Source organism: Streptomyces sp. NPDC051104 (assembly GCF_040682835.1).
Lineage (GTDB): Bacteria > Actinomycetota > Actinomycetes > Streptomycetales > Streptomycetaceae > Streptomyces > Streptomyces cynarae.
In genome coordinates this window covers 1-16,762 of sequence record NZ_JBFBBS010000006.1, presented here as the reverse complement: position 1 = coordinate 16,762, position 16,762 = coordinate 1, and the positions used below count along the sequence as shown (strand labels likewise).

Sequence of the window (16,762 nt, the reverse complement as noted above, 5' to 3'; positions counted from 1 at the left end):
CGCGTCCCGGCCCGGGCTGTGCGGTTTTCGTGCGGAATCCCGACACAATGGCATGGCTGCCCGTGCGCTGACCCCGCGCGCGGCGGCTCGAGAGGGAGTACGACAAGGTGGCAGCACCGAAGAAGGGCCGAAGCGCGAGCGCCCAGAGCAAGCCAGGGCGCTCGCTGGCCCTCATCCTGATCGCCATCGCGGCGCTCACCGGGGGAATGTTCGCCTCCGGACACACCACTCCGCGTCTCGGCATCGACCTCGCCGGCGGCACCAGCATCACGCTGACGGCGGTCAACGAGCCCGGTCAGCCCAACGCGATCAACAAGACCAACATGGACACCGCGGTCGAGATCATGAACCGACGGGTCAACGGTCTGGGCGTGTCCGAGGCGGAGGTCCAGACCCAGGGCGATCGCAACATCATCGTCAACATCCCCCGGGGCACGAACTCCAAGGAGGCCCGGGAACAGGTCGGCACCACCGCCAAGCTGTACTTCCGTCCGGTCCTGCAGCGCGACGCCTCCGGCACCGGCGCCTCGGCGAGCCCCAGCCCCAGCTCCAGCGCGGGCGGCAGTGCCTCGCCCAGCCCGTCGAGCTCGGCGAACAAGAGCAAGGCGACGTCCGGCTCCGCGAGCCCGTCGTCCTCCGCCACCTCGCAGGGCCGTCCCGTCACCGACGCGCTGAAGGCGACCTCCACGCCGTCCGCGAGCAGCTCCGCGTCCGCCGCCTCCTCCACCAAGCCCTCCGCGAGCGCCTCGCCCTCCTCGAGCGCCGGGTCCGTCTCCGGTGGCGCGGCGGGGCTCCAGGCCCAGTACGCCGCCCTCGACTGCAGCAAGCCCGAGCAGCGCGCCACGGCCGGCAAGGGCGCCAAGACGGGCGAGCCCACCGTCGCCTGCGGCAAGGACGGCAACGTCTGGAACAAGTTCCTGCTCGGTCCGGTCGCGGTCGACGGCACGGAGGTCAAGAAGGCCCAGGCCGTCTACGACACGCAGGGTGCCGCCGGCTGGCAGGTCCAGATGACCTTCAACTCCAGCGGCGCGAAGAAGTTCGCCGACATCACCGGTCAGCTTTCGCAGAAGACGACCCCGCAGAACGAGTTCGCGATCGTCCTGGACGACGAGGTCGTCTCCCACCCGTACGTCCAGACGGCCATCACCGGCGGCAACGCGGAGATCTCCGGCAGCTTCACCCAGGAGGACGCCCAGAGCCTGTCCAACATGCTGTCGTACGGCGCGCTCCCGCTCACCTTCAAGGAGTCGAGCGTCACCACGGTGACCGCCGCGCTCGGCGGTGAGCAGCTGCACGCCGGTCTGATCGCGGGCGCCATCGGCCTGGCTCTCGTCGTGATCTACCTGGTCGCCTACTACCGCGGCCTCGCGGCCATCGCGGTCGCGTCCCTCGCGGTGTCCGCGATCCTCACCTACGTGATCATGTCGCTGCTCGGCCCGACCATCGGCTTCGCGCTGAACCTGCCCGCTGTGTGCGGCGCCATCGTCGCGATCGGCATCACCGCGGACTCGTTCATCGTGTACTTCGAACGCGTCCGGGACGAGATCCGTGAGGGCCGCTCCCTGCGCCCCGCCGTCGAACGCGGCTGGCCGCGCGCCCGGCGCACCATCCTGGTGTCCGACTTCGTGTCCTTCCTCGCCGCCGCGGTGCTGTTCATCGTCACCGTCGGCAAGGTCCAGGGCTTCGCGTTCACGCTCGGCCTGACGACCCTGCTCGACGTCGTGGTGGTGTTCCTGTTCACCAAGCCGCTGCTGACGATCCTGGCGCGCCGGTCGTTCTTCGCGAACGGCCACAGCTGGTCCGGCCTCGACCCCAAGCGCCTCGGCGCCAAGCCACCCCTGCGGCGCACCCGTCGTCCCTCCGCCCCCGTCGACCCGAAGGAGGCGTGAGAGATGTCGAAGCTCGGCAACCTCGGCGCCCGGCTCCACCGAGGCGAGGTCGGTTACGACTTCGTCGGCAACCGCAAGATCTGGTACGGCGTCTCGATCCTGATCACCATCACGGCCATCGTCGGCCTGGCGGTGCGCGGCCTGAACATGGGCATCGAGTTCCAGGGCGGAGCGGTCTTCACCACCCCGAAGACGAGCGTCTCGGTGGCCCAGGCCGAGAACTACGCCCAGGACGCCTCCGGCCATCCCGCCGTGGTGCAGAAGCTCGGCACGGGCGGCCTGCGCATCCAGGTCGCCGGAATCGACACCGGCAAGTCCGACCAGATCAAGGACACCCTGGCAAAGGACCTCAGCGTCCCCTCGGAGCAGATCAACGCCGACCTGGTCGGCCCCAGCTGGGGTGAGCAGATCGCCGGCAAGGCCTGGGAGGGCCTGGCGATCTTCATGGTGCTGGTCGTGATCTACCTGGCGATCGCCTTCGAATGGCGCATGGCCCTGGCCGCGTTCGTCGCACTGATCCACGACATCACCATCACCACCGGCATCTACGCGCTCGTCGGCTTCGAGGTCACGTCCGGCACGGTGATCGGTCTGCTGACCATCCTCGGCTACTCGCTCTACGACACGGTCGTCGTCTTCGACAGCCTCAAGGAGCAGACGAAGGACATCACCAAGCAGACCCGCTGGACCTTCAGCGACATCGCCAACAGCTCGATCAACAGCACCCTGGTCCGCTCCATCAACACCACGGTGGTGGCGCTGCTGCCGGTGGCGGGCCTGCTGTTCATCGGTGGCGGCTTCCTCGGCGCGGGCACACTCAACGACATCTCGCTGTCGCTGTTCGTCGGCCTCGCGGCCGGTGCGTACTCCTCGATCTTCATCGCCACGCCGCTCGTCGCCGACCTCAAGGAGCGCGAGCCGCAGATGAAGGCCCTCAAGCGCCGCGTCCTCGCCAAACGCGCGCAGGCCGCCGAGGCGGGGACCGTCGGAGAGGCGACCGAGGACGGCTCCCGCGCCGACGAGCCGGAGGACGCCGCACCGGCGGTCGTCGGCCAGCGCAGCCAGCCCGCGTCCCGTAACCGCGGTCGCGGCCGACCCTCCGGAAAGCGCCGATGACCGAGACGACCGACATACAGGCACTGCTGCTCAGCCGTATCCGGGACGTGCCGGACCACCCGGAGCCGGGGGTGATGTTCAAGGACATAACCCCGCTGCTCGCGGACCCGGCGGCCTTCACCGCGCTCACCGACGCGCTGGCGGAGCTGACCGTACGGCACGGCGCGACGAAGATCGTCGGTCTGGAGGCGCGCGGATTCATCCTCGGCGCCCCGGTCGCCGTCCGCGCGGGCATCGGCTTCGTCCCCGTACGCAAGGCGGGCAAGCTGCCCGGAGCCACCCTGCGGCAGGCGTACGACCTGGAGTACGGCTCCGCGGAGATCGAGGTGCACGCCGAGGACCTGTCGGCGTCCGACCGCGTGATGGTCGTCGACGACGTCCTCGCCACCGGCGGCACCGCCGAGGCCTCACTGCAGCTCATCCGCCGGGCGGGCGCCGAGGTCGCGGGTGTCTCGGTCCTCATGGAACTGGGCTTCCTCGGCGGCCGTGCCCGACTGGAACCGGCCCTGGCCGGTGCCCCGCTGGAGGCACTGCTCCAGGTCTGAGGTTCCGCGCCGTACACCCCTGCGCAAGGCCCCGTCGGGCCGCAGGACACCGCGAGGCGGGCCCCGGAGGAATCCGGGGCCCGCCTCGTGCGTTTCTCCCATAGCAGGCCGTCCTTCGGCCTCAGGGCGAGCCCGGAGCCCGGGATCGCTACCATGGGTGCTCCGGAGCCTGACCGGGGGACCCGGATCGTGCACGAGGAGCCCTCTTGCCAGACGAGGCCCAGCCACTGGCCGCCGCCAAGCCCGAACCCGCGTCGAAGGCCGCGGACACCCCCGCGCGCAGCGCGAAGAACGCCCCGCACGGGACGGTGGAGCACGCCCAGTCCGCGCCCGCGGACCAGGCGGCCGAGCAGCCGCGCCCCAAGCCGGCCCCTCCCGAGCGCACTCCGGCCGTCCGCGCGACGCCGTCCCCGTCCGCCCGCACCGGCTCCTCCAACCGCGTCCGCGCCCGCCTCGCCCGGCTCGGCGTGCAGCGCGCCAACCCGTACAACCCGGTCCTGGAGCCGCTGCTGCGGATAGTGCGCAGCAACGACCCGAAGATCGAGAACTCGACGCTGCGCCAGATCGAGCGCGCCTACCAGGTCGCCGAGCGCTGGCACCGCGGCCAGAAACGCAAGAGCGGCGACCCGTACATCACGCACCCCCTCGCCGTCACCACCATCCTCGCCGAGCTCGGCATGGACCCGGCCACCTTGATGGCGGGCCTGCTGCACGACACGGTGGAGGACACCGAGTACGGTCTGGACCAGCTGCGCCGCGACTTCGGCGACACCGTCGCCCTCCTCGTCGACGGCGTCACCAAGCTGGACAAGGTCAAGTTCGGCGAGGCGGCGCAGGCCGAGACCGTGCGCAAGATGGTCGTCGCCATGGCCAAGGACCCGCGCGTCCTGGTCATCAAGCTCGCCGACCGTCTGCACAACATGCGCACCATGCGCTACCTCAAGCGCGAGAAGCAGGAGAAGAAGGCGCGCGAGACCCTGGAGATCTACGCGCCGCTCGCCCACCGCCTGGGCATGAACACCATCAAGTGGGAGCTGGAGGACCTCGCGTTCGCGATCCTCTACCCCAAGATGTACGACGAGATCGTCCGCCTCGTCGCCGAGCGCGCCCCCAAGCGCGACGAATACCTCGCGATCGTCACCGACGAGGTCCAGGCCGACCTGCGCGCCGCCCGTATCAAGGCGACCGTCACCGGCCGCCCCAAGCACTACTACAGCGTCTACCAGAAGATGATCGTCCGCGGCCGTGACTTCGCGGAGATCTACGACCTGGTGGGCATCCGCGTCCTCGTCGACACGGTCCGCGACTGCTACGCGGCGCTGGGCACGGTCCACGCCCGCTGGAACCCGGTTCCGGGGCGGTTCAAGGACTACATCGCGATGCCCAAGTTCAACATGTACCAGTCGCTGCACACGACGGTCATCGGACCCAACGGCAAGCCGGTCGAACTGCAGATCCGCACGTTCGACATGCACCGCCGCGCCGAGTACGGCATCGCCGCGCACTGGAAGTACAAGCAGGAGGCCGTCGCCGGCGCCTCCAAGGTGCGTACGGACACGCCGCGTTCGAGCGCCAAGGACAAGGACGCCATCAACGACATGGCGTGGCTGCGGCAGTTGCTGGACTGGCAGAAGGAGACCGAGGACCCCAGCGAGTTCCTGGAGTCCCTGCGCTTCGACCTGTCCCGCAACGAGGTCTTCGTCTTCACCCCGAAGGGCGACGTGATAGCGCTGCCGGCCGGCGCCACCCCGGTCGACTTCGCCTACGCCGTCCACACGGAGGTCGGCCACCGGACGATAGGGGCCCGGGTCAACGGACGCCTCGTCCCGCTGGAATCCACGCTGGACAACGGCGACTTGGTGGAGGTCTTCACCTCCAAGGCGCCCGGCGCGGGCCCCTCCCGCGACTGGCTCGGCTTCGTGAAGTCGCCGCGTGCCCGCAACAAGATCCGGGCGTGGTTCTCCAAGGAGCGGCGTGACGAGGCGATCGAGCAGGGCAAGGAGGCGATCGCGCGGGCGATGCGCAAGCAGAACCTGCCGATCCAGCGCATCCTCACCGGCGACTCGCTGGTCACCCTCGCCCACGAGATGCGCTACCCGGACATCTCGTCCCTGTACGCGGCGATCGGCGAGGGCCATGTCGCGGCCCAGAACGTCGTGCAGAAGCTGGTGCAGGCACTCGGCGGCGAGGAGGCGGCCACCGAGGAGATCGACGAGGCCGTTCCGCCGTCGCGGGGCCGTGGCCGCAAGCGGCGCGCCAGCAGCGATCCGGGTGTCGTCGTCAAGGGCGTCGAGGACGTCTGGGTCAAACTGGCCCGCTGTTGCACGCCCGTCCCCGGCGACCCGATCATCGGATTCGTCACACGTGGTAATGGCGTATCGGTTCACCGCAGCGACTGCGTCAACGTGGAGTCACTGTCGCGCGAGCCGGAGCGCATCCTCGACGTGGAGTGGGCGCCCACCCAGTCCTCCGTCTTCCTGGTCGCCATCCAGGTGGAGGCGCTGGACCGCTCGCGGCTGCTCTCGGACGTCACCCGGGTCCTGTCCGACCAGCACGTGAACATCCTCTCGGCGGCCGTCCAGACATCCCGCGACCGCGTCGCCACCTCCCGCTTCACCTTCGAGATGGGCGACCCGAAGCACCTGGGCCACGTCCTGAAGGCGGTGCGGGGCGTGGAGGGCGTCTACGACGTCTACCGCGTCACCTCGGCCCGCCGGCCGTAACCGGACGCCACAGCACACGAAAGGGGCTCCCGTACCGAGGTACGGGAGCCCCTCTTTTCAGCCGGCTGTCAGCCGCCGAACTCCTGCAGGCCCTTCAGGGCCTGGTCCAGGAGCGCCTGGCGGCCCTCCAGCTCCTTCTCCAGCTTCTCGGCCTTCGAGGTGTTGCCCGCGGACCGGGCCTGCTCGATCTGCGCCCGCAGCTTGTCCACGGCCGCCTGCAGCTGACCGGTCAGGCCCTCCGCACGTGCCCGCGCCTCCGGGTTCGTACGCCGCCACTCGGCCTCCTCGGCCTCCTGGATGGCCCGGTCGACCGCATGCATCCGGCCCTCGACCCGCGCCCGCGCGTCCCGCGGCACATGCCCGATGGCCTCCCAGCGCTCGTTGACCGAGCGGAAGGCGGCGCGCGCGGCCTTCAGGTCCGTGATCGGCAGCAGCTTCTCCGCCTCCTCGGCCAGCTCCTCCTTCAGCTTGAGGTTCTCGGCCTGCTCGGCGTCCCGCTCCGCGAAGACCGAGCTGCGCGCGGCGAAGAACACGTCCTGCGCACCTCGGAACCGGTTCCACAGGTCGTCCTCGTGCTCCCGCTGCGCACGGCCGGCGGCCTTCCACTCGGCCATCAGCTCGCGGTAGCGCGCCGCCGTCGGCCCCCAGTCCGTCGAACCCGACAGCGCCTCGGCCTCGGCGACCAGCCTCTCCTTGGTCTTGCGGGCCTCCTCGCGCTGCGCGTCCAACTGCGCGAAGTGCGCCTTGCGGCGCTTGGAGAACGCCGACCGCGCGTGCGAGAAGCGGTGCCACAGCTCGTCGTCCGACTTCCGGTCGAGCCGCGGCAGCCCCTTCCAGGTGTCCACCAGCGACCGCAGCCGCTCACCGGCCGCCCGCCACTGGTCGGACTGCGCCAACTGCTCCGCCTCCGCGACCAGCGCCTCCTTGGCGTGGCGGGCCTCGTCGGACTGCCGGGCCCGCTGCGCCTTGCGCTCCTCACGGCGCGCGTCGACGATCTCCACGAGCTTGTCAAGGCGGGCGCGCAGCGCGTCCAGGTCGCCGACCGCGTGATGGGCGTCCACCTGCTCCCGCAGGTGGTCGATGGCGGCCATGGCGTCCTTCGCCGACAGGTCGGTGGTCTTCACTCGCTTCTCGAGGAGGCCGATCTCGACCACCAGGCCCTCGTACTTGCGCTCGAAGTAGGCCAGCGCCTCCTCGGGGGAGCCGGCCTGCCAGGAACCGACGACCTTCTCGCCATCGGCCGTCCGCACGTACACGGTCCCCGTCTCGTCGACGCGGCCCCACGGGTCGCTGCTCACAGCGCCTCCTCCACATGATGCCTGCGGGGAGCCTCAGCGCCCCCGAGCATCGTCCACAGTTTCGTCACGGCCAACATAGGCGACCGGCGGGGCGGCTGTCCGCATCCCGCGCGACCGAAATTCACCTGTTGACGTTCAGGATTTCGTCACCGTCGCCTTGTTGATCACGACGGTTGCGTTCGGGGCGGTGTTGCCCGTCGTCGGATCGGCGGGCAGGGCGCCGGCGGCCGCGATCTTCTTCAGCACCTTCATGCCGGACGCGTCGATGGTGCCGAACGGGGTGTAGTAGGGCGGCAACTGACTGTCCTGGTAGACGAGGAAGAACTGGCTCCCGCCGGTGTTGCGGCCCTGGTTGGTCGAGGCGTCGTACTGGTTGGCCATGGCCACGGTGCCCGCCGGATACACGTTGCCCTTCAGGCTCTTGTCCTTCAGGTTCTCGTCCGGGATGGTGTAGCCGGGGCCGCCGGTGCCGTTGCCCTTCGGGTCGCCGCACTGCAGCACGTAGATGCCGCTGGTGGTGAGCCGGTGGCACTTGGTGTGGTCGAAGAAGCCTTGGCCTGCGAGGAAGTTGAACGAGTTCACGGTGTGCGGGGCCGCGGCCGTCTTCATCGCGATGTCGATGTCACCACACGTGGTCGCCAGCTTCATCGTGTACTTCGCCGACGTGTCGATGGTCAACGCCGGCTCCTTCTTCCAGCTCAGCGACTTGGCCTTGCCCGGGGCGGGCTTCGCACAGGGGTCCGGCGCCTTGCTGGGCGCCGAGGCGCTCGGGGACACCTCCGCGCCCGCGTTCGTCTTCTTGTCGTCGCTCTTGAAGACCCCGGCCGTGTACGACACCGCGCTGCCCACCAGCAACACGCCGAGCACCGACGCGATCACGGAATTGCGCATCCGCGCCTTGCGCCGGGCATCCGTACGCCGCTGCTGCTGTCGCAAGAACTTCTCCCGGGCGAGCTGTCGCCGCCGCTGTTCCTGGCTGACCACGGGGTTTTCTCCTCATGCGTCTCGTCCGCCGACCGGTACGCGTGCGTCTGGTGTGCCGACCGCATGCGTGTGCCCCGTACCGTATATGGGTTCGCTGAGGAATCGGCAGCGCCGGTAGGCTCTGACCCACAGCCAGTGACGCCCGTACGACACAACGAAGGACGATCGTGCTGATTGCCGGGTTCCCCGCCGGGGCCTGGGGGACCAACTGTTACCTGGTCGCCCCCGCCGCGGGTGAGGAGTGCGTGATCATCGACCCCGGCCACCAGGCCGCCCGGGGAGTCGAGGACGCGCTCGAGAAGCATCGGCTCAAGCCCGTGGCGGTGGTCCTCACCCACGGCCACATCGATCACGTGGCCTCGGTCGTCCCGGTGTGCGGCGCGCACGACGTACCGGCGTGGATCCACCCCGACGACCGGTACATGATGAGCGACCCGGAGAAGGCCCTCGGGCGTTCCATCGGGATGCCGCTGATGGGCGAGCTGACCGTGGGGGAGCCGGACGACGTCAAGGAGCTGACCGACGGCACGACCCTGCGGCTGGCCGGTCTGGAGCTGTCCGTCGCGCACGCGCCCGGCCATACCAAGGGGTCGGTGACCTTCGGCCTGCCCGAGGCGGCGGACATCCCGCCGATCCTCTTCTCGGGCGACCTGCTGTTCGCCGGCTCCATCGGACGCACCGACCTGCCCGGCGGTGACATGGCCGAGATGCTCGACTCGCTGGCCCGCGTGTGCCTGCCGCTCGACGACTCGACCGTGGTGCTGTCCGGCCACGGCCCCCAGACGACCATCGGCCGGGAGCGCGCCACCAACCCGTATCTGCGACAGGTGGCCGCCGGCCAGGGAGCCCAGGAGGCTCCCCGACGAGGAATGTGACGAGAAACCTTCCGTGAGCACCTTCAAGGCCCCCAAGGGCACGTACGACCTGATCCCGCCGGACTCCGCCAAGTACCTGGCCGTCCGCGAGGCGATCGCGGCGCCGCTGCGCAACTCCGGCTACGGCTACATCGAGACACCGGGCTTCGAGAACGTGGAACTGTTCGCGCGGGGCGTGGGCGAGTCCACCGACATCGTGACGAAGGAGATGTACGCCTTCGAGACGAAGGGCGGCGACAAGCTCGCCCTGCGCCCCGAGGGCACGGCGTCCGTGCTGCGCGCCGCCCTCGAGGCCAACCTGCACAAGGCGGGCAACCTGCCGGTCAAGCTCTGGTACTCGGGCTCGTACTACCGCTACGAGCGTCCGCAGAAGGGCCGCTACCGCCACTTCTCGCAGGTGGGCGCGGAGGCGATCGGCGCCGAGGACCCGGCCCTCGACGCCGAACTGATCATCCTGGCGGACCAGGCGTACCGCTCCCTGGGCCTGAGGGACTTCCGCATCCTGCTCAACTCGCTGGGCGACAAGGAGTGCCGCCCGGTGTACCGTTCCGCGCTCCAGGACTTCCTTCGGGGCCTGGACCTGGACGAGGACACGCGCCGCCGCATCGACATCAATCCGCTGCGGGTTCTCGACGACAAGCGGGAGTCCGTCCAGAAGCAGCTGGACGGCGCGCCGCTGCTGCGGGACTACCTGTGCGACGCGTGCAAGGCGTACCACGAGGAGGTCCGTGAGCTGATCACCGCGGCGGGCGTGGCCTTCGAGGACGACCCCAAGCTGGTGCGCGGACTGGACTACTACACGCGGACGACGTTCGAGTTCGTGCACGACGGCCTGGGCTCGCAGTCCGCGGTGGGCGGCGGAGGCCGCTACGACGGTCTGTCCGAGATGATCGGCGGCCCCGCGCTGCCGTCGGTGGGCTGGGCGCTGGGCGTCGACCGTACGGTGCTGGCGCTGGAGGCGGAGGGGATCGAGCTGCAACTCCCGGCCAGCACCAGCGTGTTCGCGGTCCCGCTGGGCGAGGAGGCCCGCCGCGTGCTGTTCGCCAAGGTCACGGAGCTGCGCAAGCTCGGCGTCGCGGCGGACTTCGCATACGGTGGCAAGGGGCTGAAGGGCGCGATGAAGAACGCCAACCGCAGTGGTGCCCGCTTCACGATCGTCGCCGGTGAGCGCGATCTCGCGGAGGGCGTGGTGCAGCTGAAGGACATGGAGTCCGGGGAGCAGGTGGCGGTCGGCGTGAACGAGATCGTGGCGGAACTGGAGTCCCGCCTGGGCTGACCCTTCCGGGGGCGGGGGCCGTGCGGGTCTCGCCCCCCCCGCCGCCCTTGCCCTTCCCGTCCCTGGGGCTGCGCCCCCAGACCTCGTTCGGCCTGAACGGCCTCGTCCTCGAACTCCCCCAAGCTCTTCGAGCAGGGGCACCCCCACCAGTCCGAGGACCTGCTCCGGGTCGCGCGGTCGCGGGTAGTAGCGCGCGAAGTGCCGTACCGTCTCCCGGACCGTCAACTCCGCGGGCGCTGATTCGTCCTGCCAGACGATTCCCACTTTCGAGCGCCACGCGCGCGTGCCCCGCGCCGGGCCCACCCCGAGCACGGACACCTCGCCCCCGTCCCGGCCGCGGTTGCCCTGGAGGCTCTCCACGGTGGTGGTCTTGCCCGCGCCGTTGGGCCCGAGCAGGCCGAACACCTCTCCCCGCCGGATCCCCAGATCGATTCCGTCGACCGCGGTCACGTCCCCGTACTGCTTGCGCAGCCCCCGTACGTCCACCGCGAGCCCGTTCGCGTGTGTGGTCATATGGCGAGCGTCGGCCGGAACCGAACGCTCCGGGACCATCGTGCGTACTTCCTTACGTCCATCGAACGGTGGACACACGCGCGCGTGCGGCACAATGACCCCAACCCCGCAGGCCCACCTCTCGAGCATCGGAAGCGGCGTGATGAGCAAGACGACAGTCAAGGACGTCCCCACCGGGTCCACCGAGTCGGCAAGTACGCACACGCCCGGCACAGTGGGCGGCAGCCGCGCGTTCGGCCTGCTGCTGGTGATCACCGGTGCGGCCGGTCTGCTCGCCGCGTGGGTCATCACGATCGACAAGTTCAAGATCCTCGAGGGCAAGGTGAGCGGCAAGACGTTCACCCCCAGCTGCAGCATCAACCCGATCGTGTCCTGCGGCAGCGTGATGGAGAGCAAGCAGGCCGCCGCCTTCGGCTTCCCCAACCCGATGCTCGGCCTCGTCTGCTACGGCATCGTCATCTGCGTCGGCATGAGCCTGCTCGCCCGCGCCCGCTTCCCCCGCTGGTACTGGCTGACCTTCAACTTCGGCACGCTGTTCGGCGTGGGCTTCGTGACCTGGCTGCAGTTCGAGTCGCTGTACCGGATCAACGCGCTGTGCCTGTGGTGCTCGCTGGCCTGGGTCGCCACGATCACCATGTTCTGGTACGTCACCTCGTTCAACGTCCGGAACGACTTCCTGCCCGCCCCGCGCCCGGTGAAGAACTTCCTCGGCGAGTTCACCTGGGTGCTGCCGGTCACGCACTGCGGCGTCATCGCCATGCTGATCCTGACCCGCTGGGGCAGCCAGCTCTGGGCCTGAGCCCCGGGCCCGGGGGCGTTGTCAGTGCCGTGACTTAGGGTTTCCCTCGTGGAGCCCGACCTGTTCACCGCCGCCGCAGAAGAACGCCAGGAGAAGGACCCGAGCGCCAGTCCCCTGGCCGTCCGCATGCGCCCGCGCACCCTCGACGAGGTGGTGGGCCAGCAGCACCTGCTCAAGCCGGGATCCCCGCTGCGCAGACTGGTCGGCGAGGGCGGCGGCGGCCCCGCCGGGCCCTCCTCGGTGATTCTGTGGGGCCCGCCCGGCACCGGCAAGACGACACTGGCGTACGTCGTCTCCAAGGCCACCAACAAGCGGTTCGTGGAGCTGTCGGCGATCACCGCGGGCGTGAAGGAGGTCCGCGCGGTCATCGACGGCGCCCGCCGCGCGAGCGGAGGCTTCGGCAAGGAGACCGTCCTGTTCCTGGACGAGATCCACCGCTTCAGCAAGGCCCAGCAGGACTCCCTGCTCCCCGCCGTCGAGAACCGCTGGGTGACCCTGATCGCGGCGACCACCGAGAACCCGTACTTTTCGGTGATCTCCCCGCTGCTGTCCCGCTCGCTCCTGCTCACCCTCGAACCGCTCACGGACGACGACCTCCGCGGCCTGATCCGCCGGGCCCTGACCGACGAGCGCGGCCTCAAGAGCGCCGTCACGCTCCCCGAGGACGCAGAGAGCCACCTGCTGCGGATCGCCGGCGGCGACGCCCGGCGCGCCCTGACCGCCCTGGAGGCCGCCGCCGGAGCCGCCCTGGACAAGGGCGAGACGGAGATCGGCCTCACGACGCTGGAGGAGACCGTCGACCGGGCCGCCGTCAAGTACGACCGCGACGGCGACCAGCACTACGACGTGGCCAGCGCCCTCATCAAGTCCATCCGCGGCTCCGACGTCGACGCGGCCCTTCACTACCTGGCCCGGATGATCGAGGCCGGGGAGGACCCCCGCTTCATCGCCCGCCGCCTGATGATCTCCGCCAGCGAGGACATCGGCCTCGCCGACCCGAACGCGCTGCCGATCGCCGTCGCCGCCGCCCAGGCCGTCGCCATGATCGGCTTCCCGGAGGCCGCGCTCACCCTCAGCCACGCCACCATCGCCCTCGCCCTGGCCCCGAAGTCGAACGCGGCGACCATGGCGATAGGCGCGGCCCTGGAGGACGTCCGCAAGGGACTGGCCGGACCCGTGCCCCCGCATCTGCGCGACGGCCACTACAAGGGCGCGGCCAAGCTCGGCCACGCCCAGGGGTACGTCTACCCGCACGACCTGCCGGAGGGCATCGCCGCCCAGCAGTACGCCCCGGACGCCCTGAAGGACCGCGAGTACTACACCCCGACCCGGCACGGCGCCGAGGCGCGGTACGCGGACGCCGTGGAGTGGACCCGCAAGCACCTCGGTCGCAGGCAGTCCTAGGCGGCCTGTAGACTTGCTCGAAGCGCTGCGTCCCGTGTCCGGCACCCCAAAAGGGTCCGGCACCACCAGAGCGGGACATCCAGCCGGAACCCCACCGCCGTACGGCACGGGGATCCAGGAGCGTCGCGCACCGTCGAACGGTGTCGCGGGCAGCCCACCACCACCCGGAGCCCGGGAGCGGTCGGTGGGCCACTCGCGTGCTGCACGTATGTGCCCAGACCAGGGGAGCGGCTGCCCGGCAGGTCCCACGCGGACCCGCAGGGATTCCCCGGCTGCGGATGCGACCTCCCCTAACCCTGGTGAAGCCGGATACACACAGAAACACGAGGTGTTTGGTTCATGGCGAACCAGTCCCGCCCCAAGGTCAAGAAGTCGCGTGCCCTCGGTATCGCGCTGACCCCGAAGGCCGTCAAGTACTTCGAGGCCCGCCCCTACCCGCCGGGTGAGCACGGTCGCGGCCGCAAGCAGAACTCGGACTACAAGGTCCGTCTGCTGGAGAAGCAGCGTCTGCGCGCGCAGTACGACGTGTCCGAGCGCCAGCTCGTCCGCGCCTACGAGCGTGCCTCCAAGGTTCAGGGCAAGACCGGTGAGGCCCTGATCATCGAGCTCGAGCGCCGTCTCGACGCGCTGGTCCTGCGTTCGGGCATCGCCCGCACGATCTACCAGGCCCGCCAGATGGTCGTCCACGGCCACATCGAGGTCAACGGCCACAAGGTCGACAAGCCGTCGTACCGCGTCCGTCCCGACGACGTCGTGATGGTCCGCGAGCGCAGCCGTGACAAGGCGCTCTTCCAGGTCGCCCGCGAGGGTGGCTTCGCCCCCGACGGCGAGACCCCGCGCTACCTCCAGGTGAACCTCAAGGCCCTGGCGTTCCGCCTGGACCGCGACCCGAACCGCAAGGAGATCCCGGTGATCTGCGACGAGCAGCTCGTCGTCGAGTACTACGCCCGCTGATCACTTTCCGGCGGACGTAGCACTCCCACCCCGCAGAGCCCGTCGTCTTACCCGCACCTTCAGGGCGGGAAGACGGCGGGCTTTCGCACATCGGCTCCCCTCGAGCCCGTCGGCCGCAGCCCCTAATCCGGTACGGAGCGGCCGCCTGGGCGCGATAGGCTCGGGGAACCGACTTTTCGATGTTCAGGCACGTTCCAGGGAGCGGGTGCACGACAGTGTCCGGTGGAGAAGTGGCCGGGATCCTGGTGGCCGTCTTCTGGGCGATCCTGGTCTCCTTCCTCGCCGTGGCGCTGGCGAGGCTGGCCCAGACGCTCAAGGCGACCACCAAGCTGGTGGCGGACGTGACCGACCAGGCCGTCCCGCTGCTCTCCGACGCCTCCGCCGCGGTGCGCTCCGCGCAGACCCAGATCGACCGGGTCGACGCCATCGCGTCGGACGTCCAGGAGGTCACCTCCAACGCGTCCGCACTGTCGACGACCGTCGCGTCGACCTTCGGCGGCCCCCTGGTCAAGGTCGCGGCCTTCGGCTACGGCGTGCGCCGGGCGATCGCCGGCCGCCGGGAGGACGTGCCCGCCAAGGCCCCTCGACGTACCGTGATCGTGGGCCGCACCGTCCCGTCCCCGCGACGGGCGAAGCGGAAGAAGGACTAGCGAATGTTCCGCCGTACGTTCTGGTTCACCACAGGCGTCGCCGCCGGTGTGTGGGCCACCACCAAGGTCAACCGCAAGCTGAAGCAGCTGACCCCCGAGAGCCTGGCCGCGACAGCGGCGAACAAGGCGATCGAGGCGGGCCACCGGCTCAAGGACCGCGCGGTGGAATTCGCCCTCGACGTCCGCGACAACATGAACCGGCGAGAGGCCGAACTCGGCGACGCGCTCGGTCTGAACGCCGCCGTCGAGCCCGAACTCCCCGGACCGCGGCGGTACGCCGCCATCGAGAACCGCAACAACCCGAAGTACGTCGAGACCACGACGTACTCGTACAACCGGAATGAGGACCACTGATGGAGTCGGCTGAGATCCGCCGCCGCTGGTTGAGCTTCTTCGAGGAGCGCGGTCACACCGTCGTCCCTTCGGCGTCGCTCATCGCGGACGACCCGACTCTGCTGCTCGTCCCGGCCGGCATGGTGCCCTTCAAGCCCTACTTCCTGGGCGAGGTCAAGCCGCCCTACCCGCGCGCCACCAGCGTGCAGAAGTGCGTGCGCACGCCCGACATCGAAGAGGTCGGCAAGACCACGCGGCACGGCACGTTCTTCCAGATGTGCGGCAACTTCTCCTTCGGCGACTACTTCAAGGAAGGCGCCATCAAGCTCGCCTGGGAGCTGCTCACCACGCCCCAGGACAAGGGCGGTTACGGCCTCGAGCCCGACCGGCTGTGGATCACCGTCTACAAGGACGACGACGAGGCCGAGCAGATCTGGCGTAACGTCGTCGGCGTCCCCGCCGAGCGCATCCAGCGCCTCGGCATGAAGGACAACTTCTGGTCCATGGGTGTCCCCGGCCCGTGCGGCCCCTGCTCCGAGATCAACTACGACCGCGGCCCCGAGTTCGGCGTCGAGGGCGGCCCCGCCGTCAACGACGAGCGGTACGTGGAGATCTGGAACCTCGTCTTCATGCAGTACGAGCGCGGCGAGGGCACCGGCAAGGACAACTTCGAGATCCTCGGGGACCTGCCGAGCAAGAACATCGACACCGGCCTCGGCCTCGAGCGGCTCGCCATGATTCTGCAGGGCGTGCAGAACATGTACGAGATCGACACCTCCATGGCCGTGATCGACAAGGCCACCGAACTGACCGGTGTCCGCTACGGCGACGCCCACGACTCGGACGTCTCGCTGCGCGTGGTCACCGACCACATGCGCACCGCCACCATGCTCATCGGCGACGGCGTCACCCCCGGCAACGAGGGCCGCGGCTATGTCCTGCGCCGCATCATGCGCCGCGCCATCCGCAACATGCGCCTGCTCGGCGCCACCGGTCCGGTCGTCAAGGAACTCCTCGACACCGTGATCGAGATGATGGGCCAGCAGTACCCGGAGCTCGTCACCGACCGCGAGCGCATCGAGAAGGTCGCCCTCGCCGAGGAGTCCCGCTTCCTCAAGACGCTCAACGCCGGCACGAACGTCCTGGACACCGCCGTCGCCGAGACCAAGGCCGCCGGTTCCACCGTGCTGCCCGGTGACAAGGCCTTCCTCCTCCACGACACCTGGGGCTTCCCGATCGACCTCACCCTGGAGATGGCCGCCGAGCAGGGCCTGTCCGTGGACGAGGACGGCTTCCGCCGCCTGATGAAGGAGCAGCGGGAGCGCGCCAAGGCCGACGCCCAGGCCAAGAAGACCGGCCACGCCGACGTCGGCGCCTACCGCGAGATCGCCGACACCGCCGGC

Annotated in this window: 14 protein-coding genes and 1 pseudogene; 12 read left to right on the top strand and 3 right to left on the bottom strand. The window is 69.7% G+C overall.

What is annotated here, in order from left to right; translation table 11 throughout:
- The first annotated feature begins 107 nt into the window (after positions 1 to 107).
- The 4 genes from secD to AB0N14_RS11290 all read left to right on the top strand — a co-directional run bounded on the left by secD (position 108) and on the right by AB0N14_RS11290 (position 6,273).
- Positions 108 to 1,889: a protein translocase subunit SecD gene (secD, locus tag AB0N14_RS11305; RefSeq protein WP_366025417.1), complete on the top strand. Its 1,782-nt coding sequence runs from the start codon at positions 108 to 110 to the stop codon at positions 1,887 to 1,889.
- Positions 1,890 to 1,892: 3 nt separating this feature from the next.
- Positions 1,893 to 3,005, top strand: coding sequence for a protein translocase subunit SecF (gene secF, locus AB0N14_RS11300; protein ID WP_366025416.1), 1,113 nt, complete (start codon positions 1,893 to 1,895; stop codon positions 3,003 to 3,005).
- Positions 3,002 to 3,550: an adenine phosphoribosyltransferase gene (locus tag AB0N14_RS11295; RefSeq protein ID WP_366025415.1), complete on the top strand. Its 549-nt coding sequence runs from the start codon at positions 3,002 to 3,004 to the stop codon at positions 3,548 to 3,550. Before secF ends, AB0N14_RS11295 begins: the two co-directional genes overlap by 4 nt.
- A gap of 206 nt (positions 3,551 to 3,756) precedes the next feature.
- Positions 3,757 to 6,273, top strand: coding sequence for a RelA/SpoT family protein (locus AB0N14_RS11290; RefSeq protein WP_366025414.1), 2,517 nt, complete (start codon positions 3,757 to 3,759; stop codon positions 6,271 to 6,273).
- A 68-nt stretch (positions 6,274 to 6,341) separates the two neighbouring features.
- Here the strand turns inward: AB0N14_RS11290 and AB0N14_RS11285 are convergent, their stop codons facing one another.
- Together AB0N14_RS11285 and AB0N14_RS11280 are read right to left on the bottom strand one after the other, a co-directional pair.
- Entirely contained in the window at positions 6,342 to 7,571 is a 1,230-nt protein-coding gene (locus AB0N14_RS11285) for a DUF349 domain-containing protein (protein ID WP_366025413.1), read from the bottom strand.
- A gap of 135 nt (positions 7,572 to 7,706) precedes the next feature.
- Entirely contained in the window at positions 7,707 to 8,555 is an 849-nt protein-coding gene (locus AB0N14_RS11280; protein ID WP_366025412.1) for a peptidylprolyl isomerase, read from the bottom strand.
- Between the two features lie 167 nt (positions 8,556 to 8,722).
- On the opposite strand from AB0N14_RS11280, the gene AB0N14_RS11275 reads away from it, so the two are divergent.
- Positions 8,723 to 9,430, top strand: coding sequence for an MBL fold metallo-hydrolase (locus AB0N14_RS11275; RefSeq protein ID WP_103842651.1), 708 nt, complete (start codon positions 8,723 to 8,725; stop codon positions 9,428 to 9,430).
- Positions 9,431 to 9,443: 13 nt separating this feature from the next.
- Positions 9,444 to 10,706, top strand: coding sequence for a histidine--tRNA ligase (hisS, locus tag AB0N14_RS11270; protein ID WP_366025411.1), 1,263 nt, complete (start codon positions 9,444 to 9,446; stop codon positions 10,704 to 10,706).
- A 141-nt stretch (positions 10,707 to 10,847) separates the two neighbouring features.
- Here the strand turns inward: hisS and AB0N14_RS11265 are convergent.
- Positions 10,848 to 11,219, bottom strand: a pseudogene (locus AB0N14_RS11265) (ATP-binding cassette domain-containing protein); the annotation flags it as partial.
- A 142-nt stretch (positions 11,220 to 11,361) separates the two neighbouring features.
- On the opposite strand from AB0N14_RS11265, the gene AB0N14_RS11260 reads away from it, so the two are divergent.
- The 6 genes from AB0N14_RS11260 to alaS all read left to right on the top strand — a co-directional run.
- On the top strand, positions 11,362 to 12,018 hold the full coding sequence (locus tag AB0N14_RS11260) for a vitamin K epoxide reductase family protein (RefSeq protein ID WP_366025410.1): 657 nt from the start codon (positions 11,362 to 11,364) through the stop codon (positions 12,016 to 12,018).
- A gap of 48 nt (positions 12,019 to 12,066) precedes the next feature.
- Complete coding sequence (locus AB0N14_RS11255) at positions 12,067 to 13,422, top strand: replication-associated recombination protein A (RefSeq protein ID WP_366025409.1); 1,356 nt, start codon at positions 12,067 to 12,069, stop codon at positions 13,420 to 13,422.
- Between the two features lie 339 nt (positions 13,423 to 13,761).
- The gene (rpsD, locus tag AB0N14_RS11250) at positions 13,762 to 14,376 is read left to right on the top strand and encodes a 30S ribosomal protein S4 (RefSeq protein ID WP_366025408.1); all 615 of its coding nucleotides are present in this window, start codon (positions 13,762 to 13,764) and stop codon (positions 14,374 to 14,376) included.
- Positions 14,377 to 14,555: 179 nt separating this feature from the next.
- Positions 14,556 to 15,026: a DUF948 domain-containing protein gene (locus AB0N14_RS11245; RefSeq protein WP_200421200.1), complete on the top strand. Its 471-nt coding sequence runs from the start codon at positions 14,556 to 14,558 to the stop codon at positions 15,024 to 15,026.
- Positions 15,027 to 15,029: 3 nt separating this feature from the next.
- A complete protein-coding gene (locus AB0N14_RS11240; protein ID WP_366025407.1) occupies positions 15,030 to 15,380 on the top strand; it encodes a hypothetical protein in 351 nt (116 codons plus the stop codon).
- The coding region (gene alaS, locus AB0N14_RS11235) for an alanine--tRNA ligase (RefSeq protein ID WP_366025406.1) at positions 15,380 to 16,762 on the top strand (1,383 nt) is incomplete at its 3' end. The genes AB0N14_RS11240 and alaS, both read left to right, overlap by 1 nt.